Annotated in this window: 28 protein-coding genes; 9 read left to right on the top strand and 19 right to left on the bottom strand. The window is 50.9% G+C overall.

Annotation, left to right across the window (positions count from 1 at the left end; genetic code table 11):
- Positions 1–11: 11 nt before the first annotated feature.
- Complete coding sequence (locus tag NNO08_RS17270) at positions 12–635, bottom strand: CDP-alcohol phosphatidyltransferase family protein (protein WP_271457175.1); 624 nt, start codon at positions 633–635, stop codon at positions 12–14.
- Positions 628–1,197, bottom strand: coding sequence for a carboxymuconolactone decarboxylase family protein (locus NNO08_RS17265; RefSeq protein WP_271441141.1), 570 nt, complete (start codon positions 1,195–1,197; stop codon positions 628–630). The genes NNO08_RS17270 and NNO08_RS17265 overlap by 8 nt, the downstream gene beginning before the upstream one ends.
- An 81-nt stretch (positions 1,198–1,278) precedes the next feature.
- Here NNO08_RS17265 and NNO08_RS17260 point away from each other — a divergent pair, with 81 nt between their 5' ends.
- Positions 1,279–1,692, top strand: a complete 414-nt coding sequence (locus tag NNO08_RS17260) for a pyrimidine (deoxy)nucleoside triphosphate diphosphatase (RefSeq protein WP_271441176.1) — start codon at positions 1,279–1,281, stop codon at positions 1,690–1,692.
- On the opposite strand, the gene NNO08_RS17255 is transcribed toward NNO08_RS17260, so the two are convergent.
- Positions 1,652–1,927, bottom strand: a complete 276-nt coding sequence (locus NNO08_RS17255) for a YnjH family protein (protein ID WP_137383420.1) — start codon at positions 1,925–1,927, stop codon at positions 1,652–1,654. The two genes, NNO08_RS17260 and NNO08_RS17255, sit on opposite strands and share 41 nt — an antisense overlap.
- A 236-nt stretch (positions 1,928–2,163) precedes the next feature.
- On the opposite strand from NNO08_RS17255, the gene gdhA reads away from it, so the two are divergent.
- Positions 2,164–3,507 carry an NADP-specific glutamate dehydrogenase gene (gene gdhA, locus NNO08_RS17250; protein ID WP_003832501.1) on the top strand — a complete coding sequence of 448 codons (1,344 nt, stop codon included), beginning with the start codon at positions 2,164–2,166 and terminating at the stop codon, positions 3,505–3,507.
- 92 nt (positions 3,508–3,599) lie between these two features.
- On the opposite strand, the gene NNO08_RS17245 is transcribed toward gdhA, so the two are convergent.
- The 3 genes from NNO08_RS17245 to NNO08_RS17235 form a co-directional block, all read right to left on the bottom strand.
- Positions 3,600–5,540, bottom strand: a complete 1,941-nt coding sequence (locus NNO08_RS17245; RefSeq protein WP_271457174.1) for a DNA topoisomerase III — start codon at positions 5,538–5,540, stop codon at positions 3,600–3,602.
- A gap of 4 nt (positions 5,541–5,544) precedes the next feature.
- Entirely contained in the window at positions 5,545–6,588 is a 1,044-nt protein-coding gene (gene selD / locus NNO08_RS17240; RefSeq protein ID WP_271457173.1) for a selenide, water dikinase SelD, read from the bottom strand.
- A gap of 116 nt (positions 6,589–6,704) precedes the next feature.
- On the bottom strand, positions 6,705–7,256 hold the full coding sequence (locus NNO08_RS17235) for an NAD(P)H nitroreductase (RefSeq protein ID WP_271457172.1): 552 nt from the start codon (positions 7,254–7,256) through the stop codon (positions 6,705–6,707).
- Between the two features lie 173 nt (positions 7,257–7,429).
- Here NNO08_RS17235 and sppA point away from each other — a divergent pair, with 173 nt between their 5' ends.
- The 3 genes from sppA (at position 7,430) to pncA (ending at position 11,083) form a co-directional block, all read left to right on the top strand.
- Positions 7,430–9,286 carry a signal peptide peptidase SppA gene (sppA, locus tag NNO08_RS17230; RefSeq protein WP_271457171.1) on the top strand — a complete coding sequence of 619 codons (1,857 nt, stop codon included), beginning with the start codon at positions 7,430–7,432 and terminating at the stop codon, positions 9,284–9,286.
- A 127-nt stretch (positions 9,287–9,413) separates the two neighbouring features.
- The gene (gene ansA / locus NNO08_RS17225; protein WP_202038841.1) at positions 9,414–10,430 is read left to right on the top strand and encodes an asparaginase; all 1,017 of its coding nucleotides are present in this window, start codon (positions 9,414–9,416) and stop codon (positions 10,428–10,430) included.
- A 14-nt stretch (positions 10,431–10,444) separates the two neighbouring features.
- A complete protein-coding gene (gene pncA / locus NNO08_RS17220) occupies positions 10,445–11,083 on the top strand; it encodes a bifunctional nicotinamidase/pyrazinamidase (protein ID WP_271457190.1) in 639 nt (212 codons plus the stop codon).
- A gap of 33 nt (positions 11,084–11,116) precedes the next feature.
- On the opposite strand, the gene NNO08_RS17215 is transcribed toward pncA, so the two are convergent.
- The 8 genes from NNO08_RS17215 to NNO08_RS17180 all read right to left on the bottom strand — a co-directional run bounded on the left by NNO08_RS17215 (position 11,117) and on the right by NNO08_RS17180 (position 19,866).
- Positions 11,117–12,475 (bottom strand): MFS transporter, encoded by a 1,359-nt coding sequence (locus NNO08_RS17215; RefSeq protein ID WP_137383428.1) that lies wholly within the window; start codon positions 12,473–12,475, stop codon positions 11,117–11,119.
- 141 nt (positions 12,476–12,616) lie between these two features.
- Positions 12,617–13,375 (bottom strand): DeoR/GlpR family DNA-binding transcription regulator, encoded by a 759-nt coding sequence (locus tag NNO08_RS17210; RefSeq protein WP_137383429.1) that lies wholly within the window; start codon positions 13,373–13,375, stop codon positions 12,617–12,619.
- Between the two features lie 139 nt (positions 13,376–13,514).
- Positions 13,515–14,498 carry an NADH-dependent methylglyoxal reductase gene (gene ydjG / locus NNO08_RS17205; protein ID WP_271457170.1) on the bottom strand — a complete coding sequence of 328 codons (984 nt, stop codon included), beginning with the start codon at positions 14,496–14,498 and terminating at the stop codon, positions 13,515–13,517.
- Between the two features lie 9 nt (positions 14,499–14,507).
- Positions 14,508–15,455 (bottom strand): carbohydrate kinase family protein, encoded by a 948-nt coding sequence (locus tag NNO08_RS17200; protein ID WP_139537905.1) that lies wholly within the window; start codon positions 15,453–15,455, stop codon positions 14,508–14,510.
- A gap of 4 nt (positions 15,456–15,459) precedes the next feature.
- The gene (locus tag NNO08_RS17195; RefSeq protein WP_079938513.1) at positions 15,460–16,296 is read right to left on the bottom strand and encodes a ketose-bisphosphate aldolase; all 837 of its coding nucleotides are present in this window, start codon (positions 16,294–16,296) and stop codon (positions 15,460–15,462) included.
- A 24-nt stretch (positions 16,297–16,320) separates the two neighbouring features.
- Positions 16,321–17,364 (bottom strand): NAD(P)-dependent alcohol dehydrogenase, encoded by a 1,044-nt coding sequence (locus NNO08_RS17190; RefSeq protein ID WP_003832485.1) that lies wholly within the window; start codon positions 17,362–17,364, stop codon positions 16,321–16,323.
- A gap of 18 nt (positions 17,365–17,382) precedes the next feature.
- Positions 17,383–18,762 carry an MFS transporter gene (locus tag NNO08_RS17185; RefSeq protein ID WP_271457169.1) on the bottom strand — a complete coding sequence of 460 codons (1,380 nt, stop codon included), beginning with the start codon at positions 18,760–18,762 and terminating at the stop codon, positions 17,383–17,385.
- Between the two features lie 27 nt (positions 18,763–18,789).
- Positions 18,790–19,866, bottom strand: coding sequence for a zinc-binding dehydrogenase (locus NNO08_RS17180; RefSeq protein ID WP_271457168.1), 1,077 nt, complete (start codon positions 19,864–19,866; stop codon positions 18,790–18,792).
- Between the two features lie 296 nt (positions 19,867–20,162).
- Here NNO08_RS17180 and NNO08_RS17175 point away from each other — a divergent pair, with 296 nt between their 5' ends.
- Both NNO08_RS17175 and yajD read left to right on the top strand, forming a co-directional pair.
- The gene (locus NNO08_RS17175; RefSeq protein WP_271457167.1) at positions 20,163–21,416 is read left to right on the top strand and encodes a glycoside hydrolase family 18 protein; all 1,254 of its coding nucleotides are present in this window, start codon (positions 20,163–20,165) and stop codon (positions 21,414–21,416) included.
- A 94-nt stretch (positions 21,417–21,510) separates the two neighbouring features.
- Positions 21,511–21,855, top strand: a complete 345-nt coding sequence (gene yajD, locus NNO08_RS17170) for an HNH nuclease YajD (protein ID WP_003832478.1) — start codon at positions 21,511–21,513, stop codon at positions 21,853–21,855.
- Between the two features lie 44 nt (positions 21,856–21,899).
- On the opposite strand, the gene NNO08_RS17165 is transcribed toward yajD, so the two are convergent.
- The gene (locus tag NNO08_RS17165; protein WP_271441150.1) at positions 21,900–22,175 is read right to left on the bottom strand and encodes a YeaC family protein; all 276 of its coding nucleotides are present in this window, start codon (positions 22,173–22,175) and stop codon (positions 21,900–21,902) included.
- 42 nt (positions 22,176–22,217) lie between these two features.
- Positions 22,218–22,631: a peptide-methionine (R)-S-oxide reductase MsrB gene (gene msrB / locus NNO08_RS17160; RefSeq protein WP_040233651.1), complete on the bottom strand. Its 414-nt coding sequence runs from the start codon at positions 22,629–22,631 to the stop codon at positions 22,218–22,220.
- Between the two features lie 341 nt (positions 22,632–22,972).
- On the opposite strand from msrB, the gene gapA reads away from it, so the two are divergent.
- On the top strand, positions 22,973–23,968 hold the full coding sequence (gapA, locus tag NNO08_RS17155) for a glyceraldehyde-3-phosphate dehydrogenase (RefSeq protein ID WP_003030697.1): 996 nt from the start codon (positions 22,973–22,975) through the stop codon (positions 23,966–23,968).
- Between the two features lie 72 nt (positions 23,969–24,040).
- Positions 24,041–24,925 (top strand): D-hexose-6-phosphate mutarotase, encoded by an 885-nt coding sequence (locus tag NNO08_RS17150; RefSeq protein ID WP_271457166.1) that lies wholly within the window; start codon positions 24,041–24,043, stop codon positions 24,923–24,925.
- A gap of 81 nt (positions 24,926–25,006) precedes the next feature.
- Here NNO08_RS17150 and NNO08_RS17145 read toward each other — a convergent pair whose 3' ends face one another.
- The 3 genes from NNO08_RS17145 to NNO08_RS17135 all read right to left on the bottom strand — a co-directional run bounded on the left by NNO08_RS17145 (position 25,007) and on the right by NNO08_RS17135 (position 26,643).
- Positions 25,007–25,861, bottom strand: coding sequence for an aldo/keto reductase (locus NNO08_RS17145; RefSeq protein ID WP_271457165.1), 855 nt, complete (start codon positions 25,859–25,861; stop codon positions 25,007–25,009).
- A 178-nt stretch (positions 25,862–26,039) separates the two neighbouring features.
- Positions 26,040–26,390 carry a hypothetical protein gene (locus NNO08_RS17140; protein WP_271457164.1) on the bottom strand — a complete coding sequence of 117 codons (351 nt, stop codon included), beginning with the start codon at positions 26,388–26,390 and terminating at the stop codon, positions 26,040–26,042.
- A 10-nt stretch (positions 26,391–26,400) separates the two neighbouring features.
- Entirely contained in the window at positions 26,401–26,643 is a 243-nt protein-coding gene (locus tag NNO08_RS17135; RefSeq protein ID WP_271441154.1) for a hypothetical protein, read from the bottom strand.
- Between the last annotated feature and the right edge of the window lie 118 nt (positions 26,644–26,761).

The following is a 26,761-nucleotide window of genomic DNA, read 5'->3' as shown; positions in this document are numbered from 1 at the left end:
AACGCAATACGTTACGCCTGACGCTGAGCCGCTTTCAGCGTCAAATATCCACTCCAGATCCGGGTGAGTGTTGTCATCCAGCACAGCGCGCCAAATATCCATGCCATCAGGGCAAAATAGCCTGGGAACAGGCAGCCCAGCACAAACAGCAAAATGGTCTCGGTTCCTTCGGTCAGCCCGCCCAGATAATAAAACGACTTATGCGCATAACCCGGATTATCAATCTGGTGTTTCGCCGCCAACGCGGCAAAGGCGAGAAAACTGCTCCCCGTTCCGATAAAGGCAAACAACAGCCAGCTGCCAGCCAGCGCATTCAGCTCCGGTGCGGCCAGAATAAAACCGAACGGCACTAAGGCGTAAAAAAGAAAGTCGAGCGAGATATCGAGAAACCCGCCGGCATCAGTAAGCCCCCTGCGCCGCGCCAGCGCACCGTCCAGCCCATCAAACAGACGATTTAGCACGATAACCACCAACGCCGCCTGATACCAGCCTAAAGCAAGAAACGGCAACGCCAGCACACCAATGGCAAAACCAACCAGTGTCAGGCCATCCGGCGTAATTGCAGGCTTATCGATAACCCGCACACACCGATGCAAAAGCGGTTTTAAGCGCGGATGAAGATGGCAGTCAAGCATGTGGGCGTCCTTTGAAGGTGTCGCACAGTCCCTGCGAAGGAATATCAAGGGCGGCATTAAAGCGCGCCGAGAGATTTTGGAACGCAATCAGCGCGGTCATTTCAGTAATGGCATCCTCGGTAAAATGCAACTTCATTTGCGCCTTTAATGCCTCATCAACCCGAGGCGGCGTGGCCGTAACGGCATCCGCATAAGCCAGTGCGACACGTTCTTCTTCACTGAACAGCGTCGATTCCTGCCAATTAGCCACTTGTAATACTTTATCCAGTGCGCCACAGCGTTCAGCCAGACGTAAACTGTTGGCATCCACACAAAAGGCGCAATGGCACACCTGAGAAACACGTGTCATCAACAATGCTCGCATCACCGGCGTTAAGCGCGCCCGCTTACGCTCCAGGAAGCCAACAAACAGCGCCACCAGCCAGAACAGAAATGGCATTCGCCCCCACCAGCGCGTGGGATGTAGCACATCGCCATAGTGTTTTTTCTGTGTTGCAACAAGCGGTTTCAAACTGGAAGGGATGCGCGTCAACGGTTTTACCCATGACTGAGGTTCATTCAACGGTTGCTCCTGAATACTTTTGGTCAAACCCATGGTTAACTATATTATGTCATTTTCTGCTGTTAGATCTTGATGAATATGATGAAAACCCTCGACGTGGTCGCCGCGATTATTGAACGTGATGGCAAAATTTTACTGGCTCAACGCCCGCAGCATGCAGATCAATCCGGTATGTGGGAATTTGCTGGTGGTAAGGTTGAACCTGGAGAGAGCCAACCACAAGCGCTGGTCCGTGAATTACGTGAGGAACTGGGTATCGAGGCTATCGTTGGGAATTACGTCGCCAGTCATCAGCGCGAAGTATCAGGCCGATTGATACATCTGCATGCCTGGCACGTGCCGGCTTATCAGGGCGAGCTTTACGCCCATGAGCATCAGGATTTGGTCTGGTGCTCACCCGAAGAGGCGCTGCGTTATCCACTCGCGCCTGCCGATATCCCGCTATTAGAAGCGTTTATTCTTTTACACGCCGCCAGACCAGCGGGTTCGTGCTGATGGTTTTCTCATCGCGCTGGCACTGTAGCAGCACGCCATCGGCTTTCACCACCGCCCCTTCTGAATAGTTTTGATCCTGATAAATGCAGCACTGATTACAGGGCTGCGCGCGCTGGCCGCTGGAACTGAACACTTCCGGCGGCACATTCACTTGCACATCCGGACGATAAAGCTGATTTGCCAGTACCCCGTTGGATAACATCACCAACGCACCTGCCATGATTAAACGGCGCATATTCTTTCCTTTTTAACTGACATCTATGCTCAGTATAACGGTATAAACCGGCAGAAACTTTAGTTCCTCGATCATCGTTTTTGGTTATGAGCAACGCCGCGATATTAATTTACTTAGCGGGATTAATTTTTTCTTGCGTCTCGTCACACTGCTGATGGTATAGTCAAAAACTGCAAAACACTTAACACAAATATCAAAAATATAACCATATCAATACATAAGAGGTTCTTATATCTATGGATCAGACATGTTCTCTGGAGTCGTTTCTCAACCATGTACAAAAGCGCGACCCGAATCAGACCGAGTTCGCGCAAGCCGTTCGTGAGGTAATGACGACACTGTGGCCGTTCCTTGAGCAAAACCCGCGCTATCGTCAAATGTCCTTGCTGGAGCGTCTGGTTGAACCTGAGCGCGTGATCCAGTTCCGCGTGGTCTGGCTCGACGATCGCAATCAGGTACAGGTTAACCGTGCGTGGCGCGTACAGTTCAGCTCCGCAATTGGCCCGTACAAAGGCGGCATGCGTTTCCATCCTTCGGTGAACCTGTCGATCCTGAAGTTCCTCGGCTTCGAGCAGACCTTTAAAAACGCACTCACCACGCTGCCAATGGGTGGTGGTAAAGGCGGTAGCGACTTTGATCCGAAAGGTAAAAGCGAAGGCGAAATCATGCGTTTTTGTCAGGCGCTGATGACCGAACTGTTCCGCCATTTAGGACCCGATACCGACGTCCCTGCGGGTGATATCGGCGTGGGCGGTCGTGAGGTCGGCTTTATGGCCGGGATGATGAAAAAGCTGTCCAATAACAGCGCCTGCGTCTTCACCGGAAAAGGCCTTTCTTTCGGTGGCAGCCTGATTCGCCCGGAAGCAACTGGCTACGGTCTGGTGTACTTCACCGAAGCGATGCTCAAACGCCATGGTCTGGGTTTTGAAGGAATGCGTGTGGCCGTTTCCGGCTCCGGTAACGTTGCACAATTCGCCATTGAGAAAGCGATGGAGTTTGGTGCGCGCGTGGTTACCGCCTCCGACTCCAGCGGTACCGTGGTTGATGAAAGTGGTTTTACAAAAGAAAAACTGGCGCGTCTGTGCGCGATTAAAGACAGCCGTGACGGTCGCGTGGCGGATTACGCCCGTGAGTTTGGTCTGACCTATCTGGAAGGTAAACAACCCTGGTCTGTTCCGGTTGATATCGCCCTGCCATGCGCAACCCAGAACGAACTGGATGTCGATGCCGCACGCGTACTGATCGCCAATGGCGTAAAAGCCGTCGCCGAAGGCGCAAATATGCCGACGACCATCGAGGCCACCGATCTGTTCCTGGAAGCAGGCGTTTTGTTTGCGCCAGGCAAAGCCGCTAACGCAGGTGGTGTCGCCACATCCGGTCTGGAAATGGCGCAGAATGCCGCGCGTCTGGGCTGGAAGGCAGAGAAAGTCGATGCCCGTCTGCACCATATCATGCTGGATATTCACCACGCCTGTGTCGAGTACGGCGGTGAAAGCAAACAAACCAACTATGTGCGCGGCGCCAACATCGCAGGCTTTGTGAAAGTTGCCGACGCGATGCTGGGCCAGGGTGTGATTTAATTCAGAACTGTAGCTCCCGTAGACCTGATAAGCGTCGCGCCATCAGGCATTGCCGGATGCAGCACGCGTGCCTTATCCGGCCTACGAATACACTACACGCTCGCCTCATCTGCTGGCGGGCTTTTTTTTGCCGGACGTTTACGCGGCACACTCTTTTTCTTCTCACTACCGCCAGGTGCAGCAATCCCACGGAACCGGCGAACGGGTGTACTCCGGGCCTGGTCGATTAACTGATACAGCGTTCCGACTAACGGCTGCATAAAGTCCTGATATCGACACTGTTTTTCACTAATTTGGGTCAGAATCGACTCCCAGTGCGCGGTCATATCCGGGCGTGTCGCCATTTCAGGCAGCGAGTGGAACAGCGCTTTTCCGGCATCGGTCGAATGGATATAGCGCCCTTTTTTCACCAGGAATCCGCGTTTAAACAGTAATTCGATAATCCCGGCTCGTGTTGCTTCTGTCCCCAGTCCGTCTGTCGCGCGGAGGATCTTTTTCAGATCTTTATCCTGCACAAAACGCGCTATCCCGGTCATTGCCGACAACAACGTCGCATCGGTAAAGTGGCGCGGCGGCTGGGTCTGACGTTCAACCACTTCGCCTTTTTCACACAGCAACGCATCGTCTTTTGCCACCACTGGCAGCGGCGTACCGTCGTTATCTTCATCGCGCTCTTTGTTACCGAGCAGCGTACGCCATCCGGCCTCGGCCAGGAAACGCGCCTTGGCAACAAACTTACCTTTGGCGATATCCAGTTCAATGACGCACTTACGAAAAACAGCATCCGCGCAAAACTGCATCAGATACTGACGCGCAATCAGGTTGTAAATCTTCGACTCATTGTCATTGAGATTGATGGTTGAGCTACGCGCTGTTGGAATAATAGCGTGGTGCGCATCCACCTTTTTATCGTCCCAACAACGATTTCGCGTATCGGGATTCACAGCAGGCTGCGGCAACAGATCCGGGGCATGAACGCTAATCGCGTTCAACACCGCGTGACGTCCGGCAAAGTGCTCCTCCGGTAGATAGCGACTGTCCGAACGCGGATAGGTAATCAGCTTGTGGGTTTCGTACAGTTTCTGGCAGATATCCAGAACATTTTGCGCACTTAAACCGAAGCGTTTCGCGGCTTCAATCTGCAGCGCCGACAACGAAAACGGCAGCGGCGCGGATTCTGATTCCCGTTTATCATTATAACTGGTGACTATCGCCGGCTGACCGTTGATGCGCTTCACCACATGCTCAGCCAGCGTGCGATGCAGTAAACGCCCTTCTTCGTCCTGATAAGGTTCACAGGCCTCGCTGGGTTGCCAGATGGCGGTAAAACGCTCATCGGCGGGTGTCACGATATGCGCTTTCACCTCAAAAAAATCTTTAGCGACAAAGTTCTCGATCTCTTCATCGCGACGTACAACCAGCCCAAGCACCGGTGTCTGTACACGGCCAACAGAAAGAACGCCCTGGTACCCTGCGTTGCGCCCGAGAATAGTGTAAGCACGCGTCATATTGATGCCGTACAGCCAGTCCGCGCGTGCGCGTGCCAGTGCCGACACGCACAGTGGGATGAAATCGCTGTTCGCACGTAGACGCTCTATCGCCCGCTCCACTGCCTGTGGGTTGAGGTCGTTAATCAGGCAGCGTTGCACCTGCTGGCGTTTTTCGGGAGCAAGCTGCAGGTAATCCAGCACCTCGTCCACCAGCAGTTGTCCTTCTCGATCGGGGTCTCCGGCGTGAATAACTTCGCTGGCTTCATGTAAAAAGCGTTTAATGACGTTGAGTTGCTTGGTCACAGAGGGACGCGGCTGCAGTTGCCACTTTTCCGGAACAATCGGCAGATCGGCCAGGCTCCAGCGAGCATAACGACTGTCGTAGGCGTCTGGCTGCGCCTGTTCGAGCAAGTGACCGATACACCAGGTCACCACTTGCCCATTTCCGCATTCAATGAAACCGTCACCTTTACGATGTGGCTTGGGTAACACATCGGCGATGGCGCGCGCCAGACTCGGTTTTTCGGCAATAAACAACCGCATCGGGTTAACGAATCTCAACCATGGCGCGACCGCCGCGGGCTTCCACTAGCTCACCGATAGCCGTGAGATCGATACCAAACTGCGCAGCTGCGGCTTTGACCTCAGCTTCAGATTCAGGTGTTACCGCCAGCAGCAAGCCGCCGGAAGTTTGCGGATCGCACAGCAGATCGCGTACCGATTGCGGCATTTCCCCCATCAGGTGTCCATAGCTCGCGTAGTTACGCTGCGTGCCGCCCGGCACTGCGCCCTGTGCGATGTATTCTTCAACACCGGGAAGCTTAGGAATGTCCTGGTAGACGATCTGCGCCTGAACGCCGGCCCCCTGGCACATCTCGCTCAAATGACCCAGCAGACCAAAACCGGTTACATCGGTCATGGCTTTCACACCGTCGATATCGGCAAATGCCGCACCGGCACTGTTCATACGGCACATCACTTCTGTCGCCAGTCCGACGTGTTCCGGTTTCAGCAGCGATTTCTTCTCTGCGGTGGTCAGTACACCAATACCCAGTGGTTTGGTGAGGAACAGCTTACATCCAGCCTCAGCGGTGCTGTTTTTCTTCACACGTTCGGTTGGCACAATACCCGTCACAGCGAGTCCAAAGATTGGTTCAGGGGCATCAATAGAGTGTCCACCCGCCAGTGCAATCCCCGCCTGACGACAGGCAAAACGCCCACCTTCGGTCACTTCGCGGGCTATTTCCGGTGCCAGCTTATCAAGAGGCCAGCCCAGAATAGCGATTGCCATAATCGGTTTGCCGCCCATTGCAAAAATGTCGCTGATAGCGTTGGTCGCAGCAATGCGGCCAAAATCAAACGGATTATCGACAATCGGCATAAAGAAATCGGTGGTACTGATAACGCTGGTGCCGTTACCCAGATCGTACACCGCCGCGTCATCGCGGGTTTCATTACCCACGAGTAAATTCGGATCAACAAACTTCGCCTGCTCGCTGTGCAGGATGGTTTCCAACACTTTCGGGGAAATTTTACAACCGCAACCGGCTCCGTGGCTGTATTGTGTTAAACGAATAGCGTTCTCGCTCATGGACATCTCCTGTCATTGCAATGCGGATATGGTAGCGCTCATTCCATGATGTGGTAAGAGTGACTGTCTGAATTAGGGTGTCTTTGCTCATAATCCAGACAGTTTTGCCGTTGATGTCAGAAATAACGGACGAATGAGGTCGGATCGGCAAGATTAATCGAGGTGGAGGCTTTTAGCTGCGGCGTTCCCAGATAGAGAAAACCGACGATTTTATCCTGTGGACGACAATCAAACGCTTCGCGGACTACCGTACTTTCCGTTAAGGCTCCGCTGCGCCAGATCCCGCCAAACCCTTGCGCAATCGCCGCTATTTGCATCGCCATTACCGCACAGCCCGCAGACATTTCTTGTTCCCACATCGGGACCTTGTCGCTTTCTTCACATTTCGCCACCACAGCGATAATCAGCGGCGCGCGAAACGGTGCTGTACGGGCTTTTTCCTGTGCTTTTTCATCACTTCCGGCAGCAATCGCACCTTTTTCAAGCACGGCACTAAAACGTTCGCGCCCTTCGCCTTCAATCACAAAAAATTGCCACGGTTGTAGCGATTTGTGGTCTGGCGCACGCATACCGGCGCGCAGGATATTTTGCAGTTGCTCTCCCACCGGGGCCGGTTCGACAAGACGAGAAGCGCTACGACGGGTCATAAGTAATTCGAGTGCATCCATTTGCTTAACTCCAACAATGATATTTGTTCACAAAATTAACACGCGGGCGGATTTTGTTACAGCACAGGTGGTGATTCCTGCTGACAAGTGCCTGTCGGGTCATTACGATAGCCACATCTTAACGCCTTTCTCGTGGCTCACGGGGGCGTGTTGTTAATCGATAGGGAGAATACATGCGAACCCTGTGGCGATTTATTGCCGGATTTTTTAAATGGACATGGCGATTACTCAATTTCGTCCGTGAATTTGTGCTTAACCTGTTCTTTATCTTTTTAGTACTGGTGGGTGTTGGGATCTGGATGCAGGTCAGTAGCAGCAACACCAGCGAACATGCTGAACGTGGCGCACTGCTGCTGGATATCTCGGGGGTAATTGTTGATAAACCGTCAAGCACCAGTCGGTTAAGTGTCATCGGTCGTCAGCTGTTTGGCGCAAGTTCCGATCGTCTACAGGAAAACTCCCTGTTCGATATCGTGAATACCATTCGACAGGCCAAAGATGACCGCAACATTACCGGCATCGTGATGGACTTGAAAAACTTCGCCGGTGCCGACCAACCGTCGATGCAATATATCGGTAAAGCGCTACGCGAGTTCCGCGACAGCGGTAAGCCTGTCTTTGCTGTAGGCGATAACTTCAGCCAGGGGCAGTATTACCTGGCAAGTTTTGCCAACAAAATTTGGCTATCCCCGCAGGGTTCCGTTGATCTGCACGGCTTTGCCACCAACGGTCTGTACTACAAATCCCTGCTGGATAAGCTGAAGGTCTCAACGCACGTATTCCGCGTGGGCACCTATAAATCCGCCGTCGAGCCGTTTATCCGTGATGATATGTCACCTGCCGCGCGTGAGGCTGACAGCCGCTGGATTGGCGAACTGTGGCAGAACTATCTCGATACGGTCGCCGCTAACCGACAAATCCCGGCGCAACAGGTATTCCCTGGCGCGCAAGCGATGCTGGACGGCCTGACGAAAGTCGACGGTGATACGGCGAAATATGCTCTCGATAACAAATTGGTGGATGCTCTCGCCTCCAGCGCTGAAATCGAAAAGTTGCTGACCAAACAGTTTGGCTGGAGCAAAGCGGATAAAAACTACCGCTCTGTCAGCTACTACGATTACACACTGAAAACACCTGCTGATACCGGAGACAGCATCGGTGTCGTCTTCGCCAACGGTGCCATTATGGACGGAGAGGAAACGCCAGGGAATGTGGGTGGCGATACGACCGCCGCACAGATCCGTGAAGCACGCCTCGATCCGAAAGTGAAGGCCATTGTCCTGCGCGTGAATAGCCCAGGCGGTAGCGTCAGCGCCTCGGAAGTGATCCGTTCTGAGCTGGCAGCGGCAAAAGCAGCGGGCAAACCGGTTGTCGTTTCCATGGGCGGCATGGCGGCGTCCGGGGGGTACTGGATCTCCACGCCTGCAAGCTACATCGTGGCAAACCCCAGCACCCTGACCGGCTCCATCGGCATCTTTGGTGTTATCAATACCGTAGAAAACAGCCTGGATTCAATTGGCGTACATACTGACGGTGTTGCAACGTCCCCACTGGCGGATATCTCCATCACCAAAGCGTTACCGTCGGAAGTACAGCAAATGATGCAGTTAAGCATCGAGAACGGCTATAAGCGCTTTATCACGCTGGTTGCGGATGCGCGTAAGACGACACCGGAGCAGATTGATAAAATTGCTCAGGGTCATGTCTGGACCGGTCAGGATGCGAAAGCAAACGGACTGGTAGACAGCCTAGGCGATTTCGATGATGCCGTCGCGAAAGCTGCAGAGCTGGCAAAACTGAAACAATGGCACATTGAGTATTATCAGGACGAGCCTACCTTCGTGGATATGGTCATGGACAGTATGTCAGGTTCGGTGCGCGCCATGCTGCCAGAAGCCCTTCAGGCAATGCTCCCGGCACCGCTGGCTTCTGCTGCCAGCGCGGTAAAAGCTGAAGGAGATAAACTGGCTGCGTTTAACGACCCGCAAAACCGTTATGCGTTCTGCCTGACCTGCGCCAACGTCCGTTAAGTCGCTATTGCCGGACAGGACGCTAAGGCGTCTTATCCGGCCTACGAATATCGCGCAACTTTTAGGCCGGATAAGGCATAGCAGCCATCCGGCTATATTAATATCCTGACTCCTTAAGAAAATCGTCATGCAAAAGAAATCGATTTACGTTGCCTATACCGGCGGTACCATAGGTATGCAGCGCTCTGAACAGGGTTACATTCCGGTTTCGGGTCATCTGCAGCGCCAACTGGCATTGATGCCTGAATTCCACCGCCCTGAGATGCCAGACTTCACCATCCATGAATACGTCCCACTGATGGATTCCTCCGATATGACGCCGGAAGACTGGCAACATATTGCCGAAGACATCAAAGCCCACTATGACGATTACGATGGTTTTGTCATTCTGCACGGTACCGACACTATGGCGTTTACCGCGTCGGCGCTCTCTTTTATGCTGGAAAATCTGGGTAAACCGGTCATTGTGACAGGGTCACAAATTCCACTAGCAGAACTACGCTCGGACGGACAAATCAATTTGCTGAATGCATTGTACGTTGCGGCAAATTACCCGATTAATGAAGTCACCCTGTTTTTCAACAATCGCCTGTTTCGTGGCAACCGTACAACCAAAGCACATGCTGACGGTTTTGACGCTTTCGCCTCACCGAACCTTGCTCCACTACTGGAAGCGGGAATCCACATCCGCCGGCTGGGGACTCCACCCGCACCGCATGGTGTGGGCTCACTGATTGTTCACCCCATCACCCCGCAGCCGATCGGCGTGGTCACGATTTACCCAGGGATCTCTGCTGACGTGGTGCGAAATTTCCTGCGCCAGCCCGTGAAAGCGTTAATTCTTCGATCCTACGGTGTCGGTAATGCACCACAAAACAAAGAGTTTTTGAAAGAGCTTGAAGATGCCAGTTCGCGTGGCATTGTGGTGGTGAATCTCACCCAATGCATGTCCGGGAAGGTCAATATGGGCGGTTACGCGACGGGGAATGCGCTGGCGCACGCGGGAGTTATTGGCGGCGCGGACATGACCGTCGAAGCTACGCTTACCAAGCTGCATTATTTGCTGAGCCAGAACCTGGATACCCAGGCAATTCGCGAAGCGATGACGCAAAATCTGCGTGGTGAGCTCACACCGGACGAGTAAAGGAGTCTATGACGATGGCCCGAGCCTTATTGCTGGTCGATTTACAGAATGATTTTTGTGCCGGTGGCGCACTTGCCGTCCCGCAAGGCGACAGCACAATCGATATTGCCAACCGTCTGATCGACTGGTGTGCCGTACGCGGTGACACCGTCGTTGCCAGTCTGGACTGGCACCCGGCGAATCACGGTAGTTTTGCCAGCCAGCATCAGGTTGCGCCTTACAGTCAGGGGCAACTGGACGGACTGCCACAGACGTTCTGGCCCGATCACTGTGTGCAAAACAGCGAAGGTGCTGCCCTGCATCCGCTGTTGAACCAGCGTGCGATTTCTCAAACCTTCACCAAGGGTGAAAATCCACTGGTCGACAGTTACAGCGCCTTTTTTGATAACGGCCGTCGTCAGGCAACCGCGCTTAATGCATGGCTGCTGGAAAATCGCATGGTTGAACTGATCATCATGGGTCTGGCAACCGACTATTGCGTAAAATTTACCGTACTGGATGCGCTCGATCTTGGCTATACCGTCAGCGTTATTACTGACGGTTGCCGTGGGGTAAATATTCAGCCAGAAGACAGCGCGCACGCCTTTATGGAAATGGCTGCAGCCGGAGCAACGCTGTACACGCTGGCTGACTGGGAAGAAACGCAGCGCTAACGTTTTGCCTGATGGCGTACTGTCAGGCAAAACTCACCCCAGGCTCGATATCTGCTCCAGCGAAACCCTGCGGGTTTCAATACCAAAACAAAACAGGATCAGTGAGCACACCACCAGCATAGCGCCGAGCACAATAAACACGGTGACCGCGCCATACTGAGTGAGTAATACAGCAACCCCGTACGGTGTAAATACAGCGACAATTCTCCCCACGGCATTCACAAAACCGGAACCTCGCAATCGAAGATGGGTTGGCCAAAGTTCCGGGACATACACCGCAGAAGCAAAACAGACATACATATACAAAAAAAAGATCATCACCAGGCCATAGCTTAAAATCGCCCATTCCTGTGTTTGAATCGAATAAAAATATCCCAGGATAGCAATAATAATCAGCAGCGTTGAGCCAAATAACCGTCGTGGGAAGCGGTCAATAATTAATGCGGCAATATAAATGCCTACCGGTGCCCCAATCATAATAATCGAGGTCATGAAAATAGATTTCGTCACATCAAAACCGGTGTTAACGAAAATTGTCGGGATCCAGACGGTAATAGTATACAGCGAGATGTTCATCGCGATCAGTACTGTGATCGCCACCAGCGTCCGGCGTAACATTTGCCCCTTGAATAACAACCAAAACGAATCATTTACCGTGCTTAACCCCGTTTTTTCTCGAGGATTTGGACATGGCGGCAAGATGATCTTTTTTTCTTTCTCGACCTGTTGTTCTACATCCAGGATATGCTTTTCCGCCTTTTCTTGCAGACCTTTGCCTGCCAGCCACCGGGGAGACTCAATAAGGTATTTTCCTGACAGATACCAGGCCAACAGCATTCCCACACCACCAAGAAAAAACATCACTCGCCAGCTGAAACAGGCGATGACGACAACACCGACAGCCGCAGACAGCATGGGTGACCAGTTGCCGACAAAAGACAAACGAGCAGACCATTTACCGCGTACCACCGGGGGAATAAACTCAGTAAAGGAGGCATAACCCACCATAATCAGCGCCCCCATTCCTACCCCCATAAGCCCACGGAAGAAGATTAACCAATACATATTGGGAACAAAAGAGGCGGCAGTTGCAGAAATACCGACTATCAGCAAATTCATCCGAAACGCTTGCCGCCGCCCAAGATAATCGCCGATAAACCCACCGCTCAATGAGCCAATAAAATAACCAAACATTAGCGCTGAAGTAAATGCCGCATTAAGGTAGTTATTCGACCAGCCATTACTAACCAGTTTAGCTAATACCACATTACCGGAATAACTCAGAAAGCCCGTCAGCAACAAACCAAAGCTGATAATACCAAAAATACGAAAGTGAAACTTTGAAAAAGGTAAGCGATCCAGCCTTGCGCCGATATGTTCATATTGTTCCATCTGGGTGCCTCAAATGCAGCAAAATATAATAAACTTGTTATGGCAATAGGCGACAGTGTAAATCTGTCGCATTTACCATCATCATTTTTATTTGGCATTAACCGGATGCAATCTAAAAAATATCGACTACTTAGCCCTGCATTAGTACACAAGCTGGATATTATTTTTCTTGCAAAATTCAACCCACTCAGCACCCGGTGCTTTATCTGTTATAATGTAATTAATATGGCTAAGATCCACTAACTGGACAAATGCTTTACGATCAAACTTTGAGTGATCGACTAACAGAGCGACCTCTGCCGCCTGACGAATCATTGTTTTTTTGATCTCAGCTTCTGCTTCGTTTGAATCAAGCGCACCGCTTGTAATGTCCAGCCCTTTGCAGCTCATCACCATGATATCAACGTGATAGCGGCTGATAATCTCTTTGGTGATACGGCCCTGAAGTGACAGTGTATTCTTATTTAACTCTCCCCCAGTCGAAACCACATTAATCTCAGATTGCGCTAATTCATGAAACGCTTCCGCTGAGTTCGTCAGCAACGTCAGATCGTTTCTTTCCTTCAATAGCTTTAATAATTCCATCGCAGTACTGCTGGAGTCGGCAGCCATCGTGGTCTTATTTTTAATAAACGGTAACGCATTACGGGCAATGATCTGCTTCTCTTCGAAGAAAGATTTTGCACGCTTATAAAAATGAATATTGTCGGACAACGCGGTAGTATTGAGCACTGCACCGCCATATGTTCGGGTCAGAAAACCTTCATCTTCCAGTTTTTCAAGATCGCGGCGAATCGTTTCCTCAGTTACCTGAAAGATTGAACTTAAATTAGATACCGCCACTTTCTTATCATTAGCCACCATTTGCTTAATGGCCTGAATCCTGTCTTTTGCCGCCACGATGACACCTCTGTTTCCTGCAAAGTAATAATAAGACCCTAGTATCTCACAGGCTATGTTTATTTTCAAAAGAACATGTCTGAATCACAGATTTCAATACTCTTTTACACAGAAACAGAGGTCAATCCTATCTGCTGGCTTATTTGCTATCCAACGCCTCTGCCATTTGCCTCATCAATAATGAATCATCATCTGTCAGAGGAATGGTCAACGCCTCGACATTCTCGCGAACCTGTTCAGGCGCGGTTGCGCCGCTCAGTAAGGTAATTAAATCGCTTTGCTTTAAAATCCATGCCAAGGCCAGCGCGGGGATTGTGCAGCGGTATTTCTCGCACAGTGGCTGCCATTGCTCAAGCATGTCAATCACCCGCAGCATATTGTCCCGTTGGAACCAGACTTTGTTGGCCCGCGCACCGCTAGGGACATAATCTCGATCAATAGTCCCGGTCAGGAGCCCCTGCTCGAGTGGGGAATAAACCTGCACAACAATGCCATTCTGCTGGCATAACGGCAGCAGTTCAGTTTCCAGCGCGCGATCAAGAATGCTGTACTTGGCCTGCACGATATCCAGCTCGCCATACTTGATGTACTCCCTGACATGCCCGGCATCCACGTTGGCGGCGCCGATAGACCGAATTTTCCCTTCTTTCTTTAGGGCGTTTAGCGTATTAACGGTTTCCGCAATCGGCGTAAAACAGGGCTCAACCGACTGCCAGTGGGTCATATAAATATCAACGCTATCGATGCCCAATCTTTGCAGACTGGCGTCCACCTCTTCGCGAATCGACTCAGGCGTGAGGTTTTTATACAGTTGACGATCGCCTACTTTGTTGAACAGGCTGCCTGTTCTCTCCCAGACGATGCCGCATTTGGTTTCAACAACGATCTCGCTGCGCGGCAGCTTTTTCAGCGCCTGCCCGACAATCACTTCGCTGTTGCCAAAGTTGTAGCCAGGCGCGGTATCAATGAGATTAATACCGCAGCGGTGTGCTTCAACAATGGTGTCAATGCAAATCTGCAGGTCGAGATCGCCGTTCCATGCCGGGCCGCCGCCAATGGCCCATGTCCCTAATCCCATGCGGGAAAGCGTAATATCCGTACTGCCTAAAGGAATCATTTTCATCTGCCGTTATTACCCTTCGTATTCATCGAGAAGTTGTTTCACCAGCTTTCTGTTCTTCACGCCGGTCGTCGCGCCCACGCTCAGTACCGATATCGCCGCCGTGGCGTTAGCAAACAGCGCGCAGTCGCGAAGCGGTTTGCCTTCAAGCAGCGCGGAGATAAATCCTGAAGCAAAGTTATCCCCTGCGCCGATGGTGTCGATGGCGGTAATTCCTGACACCGCCGGGACCTCCATTTTCATATCGACACTTTTGATAAAACAGCCTCTCTTGCCGGTCTTAATGACTACCGTTTTCACGCCGCAGCCCAGAAAACTATCGGCTATTTCATCCAGCGTCTCTTTCCCGGTGAGCAGTTTTGCCTCCTCAAAATTGGGAAACAGATAATCCACGTAGCTCAGCGCTTCACGGATATCGTCCAGCGTTTCATTCAGCCGCGGTTTAATCATATCCGCGCAGATAATGAGCTTATGCGCTTTCGCCTGCGTGAAAATGGCCGTTAACGCCTGACCATCAAGCAGCGGACTGTTAAAAATACTCGCCAGCGACAGCAGCTTTGCCTGCGAGAAACGGTCAAAATCAACATCGTTAATATTCAGTTTCCACAGGCTGCCGTTGCGGTTGGTGACAAAGGTGCGCTCACCATCGGCGGTGACTAAACCCACGTTAATAGAAGTATCAATATCCGCATCCTGTTTCAGGCTCTGAATATCAATATTCTCCCGACGACAATGGTCGACAATAAAATGTCCCGCAGCATCGTCACCGACCCGGCTTATTAATGCAGTACGATGTCCGAGACGAGAAATAATCGTCGCTTCATTAATCGCATCGCCTCCCGTCGTCATCGCAATACGTTCTAAAGGATAAGAATCTACATCAAAGATATTTTTACTTACTGGCTGCAAGGGAATATCAACAATAGCCGCCCCGATACAAATAACCTCGATATTATCCATATTGTCATTCCGCTTTACCGTCAGAACCAAACAGTTTAATTTTCTCCAGCGCGCGCTCTTTTACCGCTTTGCGAACTTCACGCTCAACGTGCAGGAACGGCTGATTCTGGTTCTCCTGCACCGCCGCCATTGCCGCCTGGCACAGTTCGGTATGAATATTGATTTTCGAAATACCTAATGAAATGGCCTTTTTGATATCCGCATCGCTAATGCCGGACGCGCCGTGCAGCACCAGCGGAACGGATACCGCCTCGCGCACGCGTTTGACCACGTCGAAATTCAGTTTCGGCTCTGAAGTATAGACACCGTGCTGGTTACCAATCGCTACCGCCAGAGAATCGCAGCCGGTACGCTCGACAAATTCCGCCGCCTGGCTCGGGTCGGTATAGTGATAGCCCGCCAGCGCTTCTTCATAAACCGTTTCATTCCCCACGTGGCCCAGCTCCGCCTCGACCGGAATACCCAACGGATGGAAGAAATCCACTGCCTCTTTAGTCAGGCGAATATTCTCTTCGAAATCAAAGGCGGAGGCATCGCGCATCAGCGAATTCATGCCGTGGGTCCAGGCGTTATGGATAATTTCCATGCTGCGCCCGTGGTCCCAATGGGTAATAACCGGCACCGAGGCTTTTTTCGCCATCGAAACCATCATATGCGAAAAATCTTCAAACGAGGTATTACCCACAAAGCCGGTACCGAATGAAATAATCACCGGCGATTTAGACTCTTCCGCCGCATCGATCACCCCCATTAACATTTCCGCATTCCACACGTTAAAGTGGGCAATCGCATAATGTTTATTCTGGGCATCATTTTCCCAATATTTAATATCTGCCAGCATAGTTGTTTCTCCCTTTTCAATAAATTAATGGTTAACTTTAATAACGCCTTTGATAATTTCGCGTTTATTGTTGACTGACTCATCAAACGCGCGCTGAACATCTTCATAATCATAAATATGTGTCACCATCGACTTGACATCGAAACGCCCGGAGGAAATGGCTTCAATAGTGACCGGATAGCGGTTGGCGTAGCGAAAAACGGTCTGAATGGAGACTTCACGGTTAATTTTGAGGAAATTAATCGCCGAATCACCGGGAACCGTCCCAACGATCATGATTTTCCCGCCGCGCATCACCAGGTACGGAGCCTGCTTAACGGTGATCGCCGAGCCGGCAGTTTCAAAAACAATGTCAGCCCCCATATCGCCGGAGAACTGCTGACAGCGGGCAACGGTGTCCTCTTTCGCTCCGTTGATCACCGTCGTCGCACCAAGCTGCTCGGCCATGGCCAGACGTTTTTCCAAAACATCAACAACGGCGATGTCGGTAGCACCCAAACATTTACAGGCTTGCAGGGTCATTAAACCAATACAGCCCGCCCCCAGAATGACAATTTTCTTGCCCGGTTTAACGTCTGCCAGCATTGCGGCATGCATCCCTACCGCCGCAGGCTCTACCAGCGCGCCTTCCATGGTGTCCATGTTATCAGGCAGCTTGTAAGTGAAGCTCTCCGGATGGCACAGATAGTGGGTTAGCGCGCCGCGATAATTAGGCTGCGTGGCCATAAAGTCGACATCAGGACAGATGTTGTATTTGCCCTCCAGACAGTAGCGGCAGTGACCGCACGGCACGCCGGGTTCAATGTTCACCCGGTCGCCCGGTTTAAATTTACTGACGCGGTTTCCTACCGCCACCACCGTACCGGCACATTCATGTCCGAGGCCAATTTCCTGGTTTGGGTCTTTTGGCGGAATAAAGGGACCTGATTCGAAACCGTGAACATCTGAACCGCAAATACCTACATATTCAATTTTGATCAGTACTTCATGCTCTTTGGGTACCGGGATATCGGCGGCAATAATTTTCATCGTGCCCGGCGTTTTTAATATCGCTTTTGAATTTTTCATTTTATTTCCCCATCAATATTATTTGCTGGTAACTGCATCAATACCGAGGCTTTCGACAGAGACGCCTTTGGTTTCAATTCCGATGGTAGCAATGGCGACAGCGACAATAATGGAGACCGCACCCAGCAGGACAAACACCCCCGTTACGCCATAACCGTTAAGCAATACCGCGACCGCATAAGGCGCGGCGATACCGCTGATACGCCCTACCGCATTCGCCAGACCAGAACCGCGAAGTTTCGCTTCGGTCGGCCATATTTCCGGTACATACACCGCCGAAGCGTAGCAAACGTACATATAGACAAAAGTAATCAGGAAGAAGCCAATTAGCGTAATCAGCAGCATGCTGGTTTGCAGCGAGTAGATATATCCCAGCACGGCGATTAATACTAATAAGCCCACTCCCATGGTCTTTCTGGGAATTTTATCCATCACCAGCATGGCGATAAAAATTCCAAACGGCGCACCGAACATACTCATGGTATTTAAAACAATGGAATCTTTCAGGTTAATACCCTGAGTCATAAATATGGTCGGCAGCCAGTTAATTAAGGTGTACTGCACAACGTTCATGGCAATCAGGACAAAGGAACCTAAAATAACGCGCTTCAGTAACACACCCGTTAATAAGGCCGAATAAGGTACCGTGCGCGGGGCTTTGCCATCATCTTCAATTACCACAGGCGGCAGCGGCTTGCCGGTCTGCTGAACAACCCCTTCTTCAATGGCCCGCATCACCTTTTCAGCTTCAGCGTAGCGTCCGCGGGATTCCAGCCAACGGGGCGACTCAGGGAACCAGCGCCAGGCAATAACGGTCGCCACCAGCGACAGTACGGCCGGGATCAGCAACTGCACGCGCCAGTTCCATTCGGCGCTGATTAACGGCGTCAATCCCATCGCGATCAGCGAACAGAGCGGATAAGACCAGTTGCCGATAAACGAGACCCGGCTTGACCAGGTACCGCGATTCCTGCCGGGCATATATTCGGTGAACCCGGCAAACAGAGTCACCAGCAGCGCACCTAATCCCACCCCCATCACAAAACGGCAGGCAATAAGGAAGGTCATATTTGGCGAAAACGCCCCCACGACCATGGCGATAATATGAATCGCTTCATACAGGATAAAGGCATTTTTGCGCCCGGTTTTATCCCCGATAATTCCCCCGGCAAGCGCGCCGAGAAACATTCCCGCCGTCGTAATGGCGGAAAACGTAGCGGTGGTGGAATTATCGGTCCAGCCAAGTTCTTTTAACTGCGCGAGAATTAACCCGCCGACGGCATTACTCCAGCACACCAGTAATCCAAAGGCGACCATGGCAAACATCGACGAATGCCAGCGGCAGTCAGGCAGCCTGTCCAGCCTGGCGCCGCAGTGCGGTTTTGCTATCTGTTCCATCCGGGAACCTTCCTTTAATAAATGGAGTTATTCATCAAAGTCATAAGTCATGATCACTTTAATCGCGGTTTTATCGACCATGGCGTCAAAGCCTTCGCGCCATTGCGACAGGCCGATACGGTGAGTGATCATCGGTTTAACTTTGATCGCGCCGCTGGCCAGCAGGCGGATGGCGTTGCGCCAGGACGTGGAGTCATAGGCCATATGACCAATGATGCTTTTGTTCCACGCGGTGATGTCGTTGATGGAGAAATCGAGAGGTTTAAAGCCCATGCCAACGCGAACGACTTCACCATTTGGGCGCAGCATTTCGATCGATTGTTTAAGGGCGATATTGGCACCGGAGCATTCGATGACCAGCCCCAGATTGTCTTTACCGCAGATTTCCTGGCAGCGCGCGACCACATCTTCGGTGGAACCGTTGACAACCGCAGTCGCCCCCAGCTCTTTGGCGATCGGGAAGCGTACGGCGACGTCCTCTTCCAGCCCGACCATCACGATATTGACGGCCCCCATAATGCGCGCCATCTGGACCGAAAAGAGTCCCAATGGACCGGTGCCGAAAACCACCACATCCTGGCCTGGAAGGAATTTAGATTGCTGGGCGATAGATTTGTAGGCGTTGCAGATGGGGTCCAGTACTGCCGCTTCTTCATAATCAACGCCCTGCGGGATTTCCCACAGCGCATGGCGGTGAATTTTGAGGATTTCCCCCGGCACCAGGCAATATTTCGAGAACCCTCCGCCCCATGTGTTGTTGTCGAGACCTAAGTTCACTTTTTCTGTACAACACAGAAAATCGCCTTGTTCGCAGGCTGGGCAAACGCCGCAGACATGTCCACTATTGTCAGACACCACTCGCTGCCCCACCTTCCAGTCCTTAACCTTGTCGCCAACCTGTACAACTTGCCCAGCGAATTCATGACCACGAATCGAATTAAAATGGTCGGACCCACTGTCGACATTGTAGTGTTTCATGTCTGCGCCACAGATAGCAGCCGCCTTGATTTCAATCACAACGTCATCCAGACCGCATACCGGCTCCGGAACATCAATCATCTTGTAGCCACCAAAGGCCTTGCCAAATCTTGCCAGTGCTTTCATTGAATTTTCCTTTGTGTTTAGTTTTGCATCAGTGGTCATCATACTTATCCATATAATTTTTGAGGTCAACATCAAATCTTTACAACGCAGATAAAGTTCTGTATTTCACAACTCAGATCACAAATAAGTGCAACGATGAACTGAAAAACAAAGGAACATGGCAGCCGCTTCGCTAAAGTGACGTGAACCCCTTCGCATTTTTCCTGTTATGAAACTGTTAACCTACAAGAGCTGTTTTTTTCGCCACGCCATTTCCGTGGCGTGTTTGCTTTTTTAATTGTCAAAGAGGAACTCCGATGAAACTTTTGCCTTTGTTGGCAGCATTACCCCTGCTCTGTGCCAGCGTTGTTTCCGCTAACTCATTGATGTCTGTCGGCTACTTCAACGGCGGCGGCGACGTCACTGCCGGTCCTGGCGGCGATATCGACAAACTGGATGTTCGCCAGATAACCCACCTGAACTACTCATTTGGCCTGATCTATAACAACGAGAAGGACGAAACCAATGACGCGCTAAAAGATGCCAGTAAGCTGCATCAAATTTGGCTTTCAGAAAAAGTGCAGTCTGATCTGCATAAGATCCCGGAATTGCGTAAACAGAACCCGAATCTTAAAGTTCTGCTTTCCGTTGGTGGTTGGGGGGCGCGTGGATTCTCAGGCGCTGCGGCCACAAAAGAATCCCGGGCGATATTTATTCAGTCGGTGCAAGACATCATTGCGAAATATGGCCTGGATGGTATCGACCTCGACTGGGAGTATCCGGTAAACGGTGCATGGGGGTTAGTTGAAAGTAAACCGACCGATCGTGCAAACTTTACTACGCTGCTGAAGGAGTTACGTGCCGCAGTGGGCCATAAAAAACTGGTGACCATCGCAGTCGGTGCAAACGCTGAAAGCCCGAAAAGCTGGGTAGACGTCAAAGCCATTGCGCCATTACTCGATTACATCAATCTGATGACCTACGATATGGCTTACGGTACTCAGTACTTCAACTCAAACCTGTACGATTCGACAGCGTGGCCAACGGTCGCCGAAGCGGATAAGTACAGCGCCGATTTTGTCGTCAATAACTACCTCGCAGCAGGGCTAAAGCCTGCTCAGATGAACCTGGGTATTGGGTTCTATGGTCGCGTGCCTAAACGCGCCGTTGAGCCAGGGATTGACTGGAGCAAACCCGACGCACAGAAAAATCCAGCCACTCAGCCCTATTTTGAGCCACAGCACATTGCGCTGTTCAAATCACTGGGCGTTGATCTGAGCAAAGATACCTATGTGAAGTACAACGACATTGTGGCGAAGCTCATCAACGATCCACAAAAACGCTTTACCCAACACTGGGACGATGAAGCAAAAGTGCCGTGGTTGTCGGTGCAGTCTGCCGACGGAAAAGCACTTTTCGCCCTCTCCTACGAAAATCCGCGATCTGTTGCCATCAAAGCGGACTACATCAAAAGCAAGGGACTGGGAGGCGCTATGTTCTGGGAGTATGGTGCGGATGATAAAAACCAGTTAGCGAAGCAGTTGGCCGATTCGTTGGGTATCAAACACTGATCCCAACGCTTGCCACAATAGGTTATGATTATCGCAATCCGCTGCGCCATTCTCTGGCGCAGCTTTTCATCTTCTACTGGAGGCATGAGCTGGTATGGCTTTCATCCCTAAAAATTACGCCCGTCTGGAAGTCGGTTATCGGGAAAAGGCACTTAAGCTCTTTCCCTGGGTCTGTGGACGTTGTTCCCGCGAGTTCGTGTACTCAAATCTGCGCGAATTGACCGTACACCATATCGATCACGACCACTCTAACAACCCGGAAGATGGTAGCAACTGGGAGATGTTGTGCCTGTACTGCCACGATCATGAGCATTCCAAATATACGGAAGCGGACCAGTATGGTTCAACAGTGGTTGCCGGAGAAGATGCGCAGAAGGCCGTCGGCGAAGCGAAATATAATCCGTTTGCTGACCTTAAAGCGATGATGAACAAAAAGTAGCCTACTGCATATGCCCGGCATAAACGCTCACCGGGCATTTATCATCAGGATTTAAACGTCGCAATCGGCTCAGGCGTAATGCCAAACTCCACTTTTAGTTGCTGCTTACTCTTCATCACCATCTCACCGTTGGTATCGATAGTCATGTGTTGCGCATTCGTGTTGTTACGTGCCTGCCATAACATCACCAGTTGCAAACTGTTCTCTTTTTGTTCTGCGGTCAGCGCGACGCCATCCGGCCATTTTCCCAGTTCAACGGCTGTCGATAAGCGCTGATAAACTTCCGGCGTCATGCTGTCGATCATCTCATCAAGATTCATGTTAAATCCACTCTCCGTAGAATAATTAGCTGAATCGTTTCTTCAGCCTTTCGTTTGCTCACCGTTTTCGCCGTCTGTGAAGTTCAATGACGCTGAATTAACGCAGTAGCGCTCGCCTGTGGGCTGAGGCCCATCCGGAAAGACATGCCCGAGATGCGCATCACAGTTTCCACAGCGGATTTCAATGCGCTGCATGCCATGAGACGTGTCTTTTATGTAACGGATAGCCTCTTCGCTCACCGGCTCGTAAAAGCTAGGCCAGCCGCAGCCAGAATCGTATTTTGTCTCTGAACGAAACAAGGGATTATCGCAGATAAGACAGTGGTAGATGCCATCACGCTTATTGTGCAGCAAACGCCCGGTAAATGGCGGTTCTGTCCCATGATTTTGTGTCACGTAAAACTGCATTTCGGACAAATTTTTTTTCAGTTCTTCTGGGGAAGGTTGCTTAGCCATTTGCTCACATCTCGCTTTATCTAAACTCACATCGCGAGACAGATTCTAACAAAACATTAACACCGTAGTGCGAACTTTTGTTCTAAACTTGATCCGTGCGAAATGGCAGCCCAGGAATCGTGATCAACATCACGTTTTTATCTTGATTGCCCTTTAAAATTCGGGCCGCCGCCCCCATGTGGTTTCAAGCCCAAAGGAAGAGTGAGGCGAGTCAGTTGCGCAAAGCTTAAGCAGCAGTTTGATTTGTCGCAATGATTGACACGATTCCGCTTGACGCTGCGTAAGGTTTTTGTAATTTTACAGGCAACCTTTTATTCACTAACAAATAGCTGGTGGAATATATGACTATCAAAGTAGGTATCAACGGTTTTGGCCGTATCGGTCGCATTGTTTTCCGTGCTGCTCAAGAACGTTCTGACATCGAGATCGTTGCAATCAACGACCTGTTAGACGCTGACTACATGGCTTACATGCTGAAATATGACTCCACTCACGGCCGTTTCAACGGTACCGTTGAAGTGAAAGACGGTCATCTGATCGTAAACGGTAAAAAAATCCGTGTTACCGCTGAACGTGATCCGGCTAACCTGAAATGGGACGAAGTTGGTGTTGACGTAGTAGCTGAAGCTACTGGCCTGTTCCTGACAGATGAAACCGCTCGTAAGCACATCACTGCTGGCGCGAAAAAAGTTGTTCTGACTGGTCCTTCCAAAGACAACACTCCGATGTTTGTTAAAGGCGCTAACTTTGACAAATACGAAGGCCAGGACATCGTTTCTAACGCTTCCTGCACCACTAACTGCCTGGCTCCGCTGGCCAAAGTTATCAACGACAACTTCGGCATCATCGAAGGTCTGATGACGACTGTTCACGCGACCACCGCTACTCAGAAAACCGTTGATGGCCCGTCTCACAAAGACTGGCGCGGCGGCCGCGGCGCATCCCAGAACATCATCCCGTCCTCTACCGGTGCTGCTAAAGCTGTAGGTAAAGTACTGCCAGAACTGAATGGCAAACTGACTGGTATGGCGTTCCGCGTTCCGACCCCGAACGTATCTGTTGTTGACCTGACCGTTCGTCTGGAAAAAGCTGCTTCTTACGAAGAAATTAAGAAAGCAATCAAAGCTGCTTCCGAAGGCCCGATGAAAGGCGTTCTGGGTTACACCGAAGACGACGTTGTATCTACCGATTTCAACGGCGAAGTTTGCACTTCCGTGTTCGATGCTAAAGCAGGTATCGCTCTGAACGACAACTTCGTGAAACTGGTTTCCTGGTACGACAACGAAACTGGCTACTCCAACAAAGTTCTGGATCTGATTGCTCACATCTCCAAATAAGTTGAGATGAGACAGTAATCTGTAAGAGCGACTCAGGTCGCTCTTTTTTTTGCCTGAAGAAAGGATTGCGTAATGATTAATAAAATTTTTGCACTTCCGGTAGTCGAACAAATTGCCCCTGTTCTCTCCCGCCGCCAGCTTGATGAGCTGGAGGTTATTGTTGTCGATCACCCTCAGGTTAAAGCCTCTTTCGCACTGCAGGGCGCGCACCTTCTGTCCTGGAAACCAAACGGCGAGGACGAAGTTCTCTGGTTAAGCAATAACACACCGTTTAAAACTGGCGTAGCGCTGCGGGGTGGCGTACCGATTTGTTGGCCGTGGTTTGGCCCGGCGACTCAGCAAGGTCTGCCTTCTCACGGCTTCGCGCGTAACCTGCCCTGGACGCTGAAGGCGCATAACGAAGATGACAACGGCGTGGTTCTGACGTTTGAGCTGCAAAGCAACGCTGAAACGCGTCAGCTTTGGCCACACGACTTTACCCTGCTTGCCCGCTTTAAAGTCGGCGCAACCTGTGAAATCGAGTTGGAAGCACACGGCGAGTTTGAAACTACCTCCGCACTGCATACCTACTTCAACGTAGGTGATATTGCCGCAGTGAAAGTCAGTGGTCTTGGCGACCGCCTGATCGATAAAGTGAACGATGCAAAAGAAGATATGCTGGCCGATGGTATCCAGACCTTCCCGGATCGTACTGACCGCGTTTATCTGAACCCGGAAGCATGCAGCGTCATCCATGATGGTTCGCTCAAGCGTAATATCGATGTCGTGCACCACCACCATCTGAACGTTGTGGGTTGGAACCCGGGTCCGGCGCTGTCGGTCAGCATGGGTGACATGCCGGACGATGGCTACAAAACGTTTGTTTGCGTAGAAACAGCGTACGCAACCGCACCGCAGAAAACCACCGAAGAGAAACCTTCTCGTCTGGCGCAAACTATTCGTGTTGCGAAACGATAAGATTTTGCCTGTTGCCTGATGGCGACTTATCCGGCCTACCGACGCATTGCATAGGCCGGATAAGAGAAGTAAACATCGCTATCAGGCCATATCCAGCGCTGTTTTGCCTGCTGGAGCAGGCCAGGCCTTATCTAATAACCTTAACTCATCAGCAGAAAGCGTTATCTCTAACGCAGCCGCATTCTGTTCGACGTGCGCCACACTCGCCGCTTTTGGAATCGCGATCACACCCGGTTGACGAATGACCCATGCCAGCAGGATCTGGGCGGCACTGGCATCATGTGCACGTGCAATGTCGTTAATCACCGAATGAGTGAACAGACCACTGCGCAACCGTCCTGCCTGTGCCAACGGGCTATAGGCCATAACCGGTATCTGCTGTTGCTGACACCATGGCAGCAAGTCATATTCAATGCCGCGCGACGCTAAATGATATAGCACCTGGTTAGTGGCGCATTGCTGTCCACCCGCAACCTGCCATAGCGCCTGCATCTCGTCATAATCGAGATTTGAAACACCCCACCGACGAATTTTCCCCTGTGCGATGAGTTTTTCCATGGCGCTGACGGTTTCTTCATAAGTAAAGTCCCCCGTCCAGTGCAGCAAATAGAGATCCAGATAGTCGGTTTTCAGCCGGCGCAGACTGCCTTCACAGGCAGCAATCGCTTTCTGGCCACCAGCATTCCATGGATAAACTTTTGAAACCAAAAATGCACCATCGCGCCGACCCGCTAAAGCTTCGCCAACAATTTCTTCTGCTGCACCATCAGCATACATTTCAGCCGTATCAATCAGACGCAGCCCCAGATCCAGGCCAGCCTGCAACGCCGAGACTTCATCATGACGACGGCAGGGATCCTCCCCCATGTCCCATGTTCCCTGCCCTATCGCAGGAAGCGAAACCTGCTCGGTAAACATCACCTGTTTTACTGTCATAGTTCCCCCCTGAGTACATGCACCACAGTAAAGCAAAACATGGGGGATGTGTCCTGTGATGGTGCACAAATTGCACCATCCTCATTTGGAGGGTTCGTCGTTAATCAGATGCAATAAAAAACCCGGGAAAAGTATTTATTCCCGGGCTTAGACAGATGACTTGTTAGCTGTGCAGAGATTATTTTAAACGGCCTACATATTTACCTTCTTTCATGGCGTTTATTTTCCCGTTCTTATACACAATAACCGAAATCAAGCCTGCACTATAGGTTTGCGCATCTGCATTATTTTCATCATTTGCTGCCGGGCTACCATTAATGTAGGCGATACCATCGGTGCCACGTTTAAAATCAACCCCCAGTTTCTTCACATGTATGGGTTTTACCGTACTGGTGTTAACTGGAGCATTCGCTTCACTAACCATGGTTTTATGGTCATGTTGTAACTGACGACGATAAGCCTCGCTAATAGCATGTGCAGGGGCAACAGATGATGCCACCAGCGCAGCGATAATAATTAATTTCTTCATGAGGAAAACCTTAATATTTATTGTGATTATGGTGATGACTGGAATTACCGTCATTTGTGCTGTACAGGCTCTGTGCATTTTCCATAGCCTGTTTTTCCGCTGCAGCATTGATTGTAGCCTGACGATTCTGCTCAGCAACGTAGCATGCGTCGCGGCTGACACCTTTGTTCTCACAGTCATTCATGCGAGAAGCCTCGGTAGAACAACCCGCCAGAACCCCGCCCATCACAGCTATCATGATTAACTTTTTCATTATCTATACCAGGTTTATTCTCAAAAAACCTTCATCGCAGATTATATTTCTGCAAGGAAGAATTACTCTCGCTACTTTTTAAGTTTGAGTAATATCTGCAATAGAATATTTAATGTCA

Source organism: Citrobacter sp. Igbk 17 (assembly GCF_028069775.1).
GTDB lineage: Bacteria > Pseudomonadota > Gammaproteobacteria > Enterobacterales > Enterobacteriaceae > Citrobacter.
Note: the sequence above shows the minus strand (reverse complement) of the source record. Positions and strands in the feature narration are given on the sequence as shown.

Bases quoted from the DNA above. Each gene is read 5' to 3' on its own strand.
- selD (WP_271457173.1), bottom strand. From the start codon at position 6,588: ATGAGCGAGAACGCTATTCGTTTAACACAATACAGCCACGGAGCCGGT.
- NNO08_RS17135 (WP_271441154.1), bottom strand. From the start codon at position 26,643: ATGAAAAAGTTAATCATGATAGCTGTGATGGGCGGGGTTCTGGCGGGT.
- NNO08_RS17245 (WP_271457174.1), bottom strand. From the start codon at position 5,540: ATGCGGTTGTTTATTGCCGAAAAACCGAGTCTGGCGCGCGCCATCGCC.
- NNO08_RS17255 (WP_137383420.1), bottom strand. From the start codon at position 1,927: ATGCGCCGTTTAATCATGGCAGGTGCGTTGGTGATGTTATCCAACGGG.
- NNO08_RS17145 (WP_271457165.1), bottom strand. From the start codon at position 25,861: ATGACAGTAAAACAGGTGATGTTTACCGAGCAGGTTTCGCTTCCTGCG.
- gapA (WP_003030697.1), top strand. From the start codon at position 22,973: ATGACTATCAAAGTAGGTATCAACGGTTTTGGCCGTATCGGTCGCATT.
- yajD (WP_003832478.1), top strand. From the start codon at position 21,511: ATGGCTTTCATCCCTAAAAATTACGCCCGTCTGGAAGTCGGTTATCGG.
- NNO08_RS17235 (WP_271457172.1), bottom strand. From the start codon at position 7,256: ATGGATGCACTCGAATTACTTATGACCCGTCGTAGCGCTTCTCGTCTT.
- NNO08_RS17215 (WP_137383428.1), bottom strand. From the start codon at position 12,475: ATGGAACAATATGAACATATCGGCGCAAGGCTGGATCGCTTACCTTTT.
- NNO08_RS17190 (WP_003832485.1), bottom strand. From the start codon at position 17,364: ATGAAAAATTCAAAAGCGATATTAAAAACGCCGGGCACGATGAAAATT.
- sppA (WP_271457171.1), top strand. From the start codon at position 7,430: ATGCGAACCCTGTGGCGATTTATTGCCGGATTTTTTAAATGGACATGG.
- ydjG (WP_271457170.1), bottom strand. From the start codon at position 14,498: ATGAAAATGATTCCTTTAGGCAGTACGGATATTACGCTTTCCCGCATG.
- pncA (WP_271457190.1), top strand. From the start codon at position 10,445: ATGGCCCGAGCCTTATTGCTGGTCGATTTACAGAATGATTTTTGTGCC.
- NNO08_RS17185 (WP_271457169.1), bottom strand. From the start codon at position 18,762: ATGGAACAGATAGCAAAACCGCACTGCGGCGCCAGGCTGGACAGGCTG.
- NNO08_RS17260 (WP_271441176.1), top strand. From the start codon at position 1,279: ATGAAAACCCTCGACGTGGTCGCCGCGATTATTGAACGTGATGGCAAA.
- NNO08_RS17200 (WP_139537905.1), bottom strand. From the start codon at position 15,455: ATGGATAATATCGAGGTTATTTGTATCGGGGCGGCTATTGTTGATATT.
- NNO08_RS17195 (WP_079938513.1), bottom strand. From the start codon at position 16,296: ATGCTGGCAGATATTAAATATTGGGAAAATGATGCCCAGAATAAACAT.
- msrB (WP_040233651.1), bottom strand. From the start codon at position 22,631: ATGGCTAAGCAACCTTCCCCAGAAGAACTGAAAAAAAATTTGTCCGAA.
- gdhA (WP_003832501.1), top strand. From the start codon at position 2,164: ATGGATCAGACATGTTCTCTGGAGTCGTTTCTCAACCATGTACAAAAG.
- NNO08_RS17150 (WP_271457166.1), top strand. From the start codon at position 24,041: ATGATTAATAAAATTTTTGCACTTCCGGTAGTCGAACAAATTGCCCCT.
- NNO08_RS17175 (WP_271457167.1), top strand. From the start codon at position 20,163: ATGAAACTTTTGCCTTTGTTGGCAGCATTACCCCTGCTCTGTGCCAGC.
- NNO08_RS17140 (WP_271457164.1), bottom strand. From the start codon at position 26,390: ATGAAGAAATTAATTATTATCGCTGCGCTGGTGGCATCATCTGTTGCC.
- ansA (WP_202038841.1), top strand. From the start codon at position 9,414: ATGCAAAAGAAATCGATTTACGTTGCCTATACCGGCGGTACCATAGGT.
- NNO08_RS17180 (WP_271457168.1), bottom strand. From the start codon at position 19,866: ATGAAAGCACTGGCAAGATTTGGCAAGGCCTTTGGTGGCTACAAGATG.
- NNO08_RS17270 (WP_271457175.1), bottom strand. From the start codon at position 635: ATGCTTGACTGCCATCTTCATCCGCGCTTAAAACCGCTTTTGCATCGG.
- NNO08_RS17165 (WP_271441150.1), bottom strand. From the start codon at position 22,175: ATGAATCTTGATGAGATGATCGACAGCATGACGCCGGAAGTTTATCAG.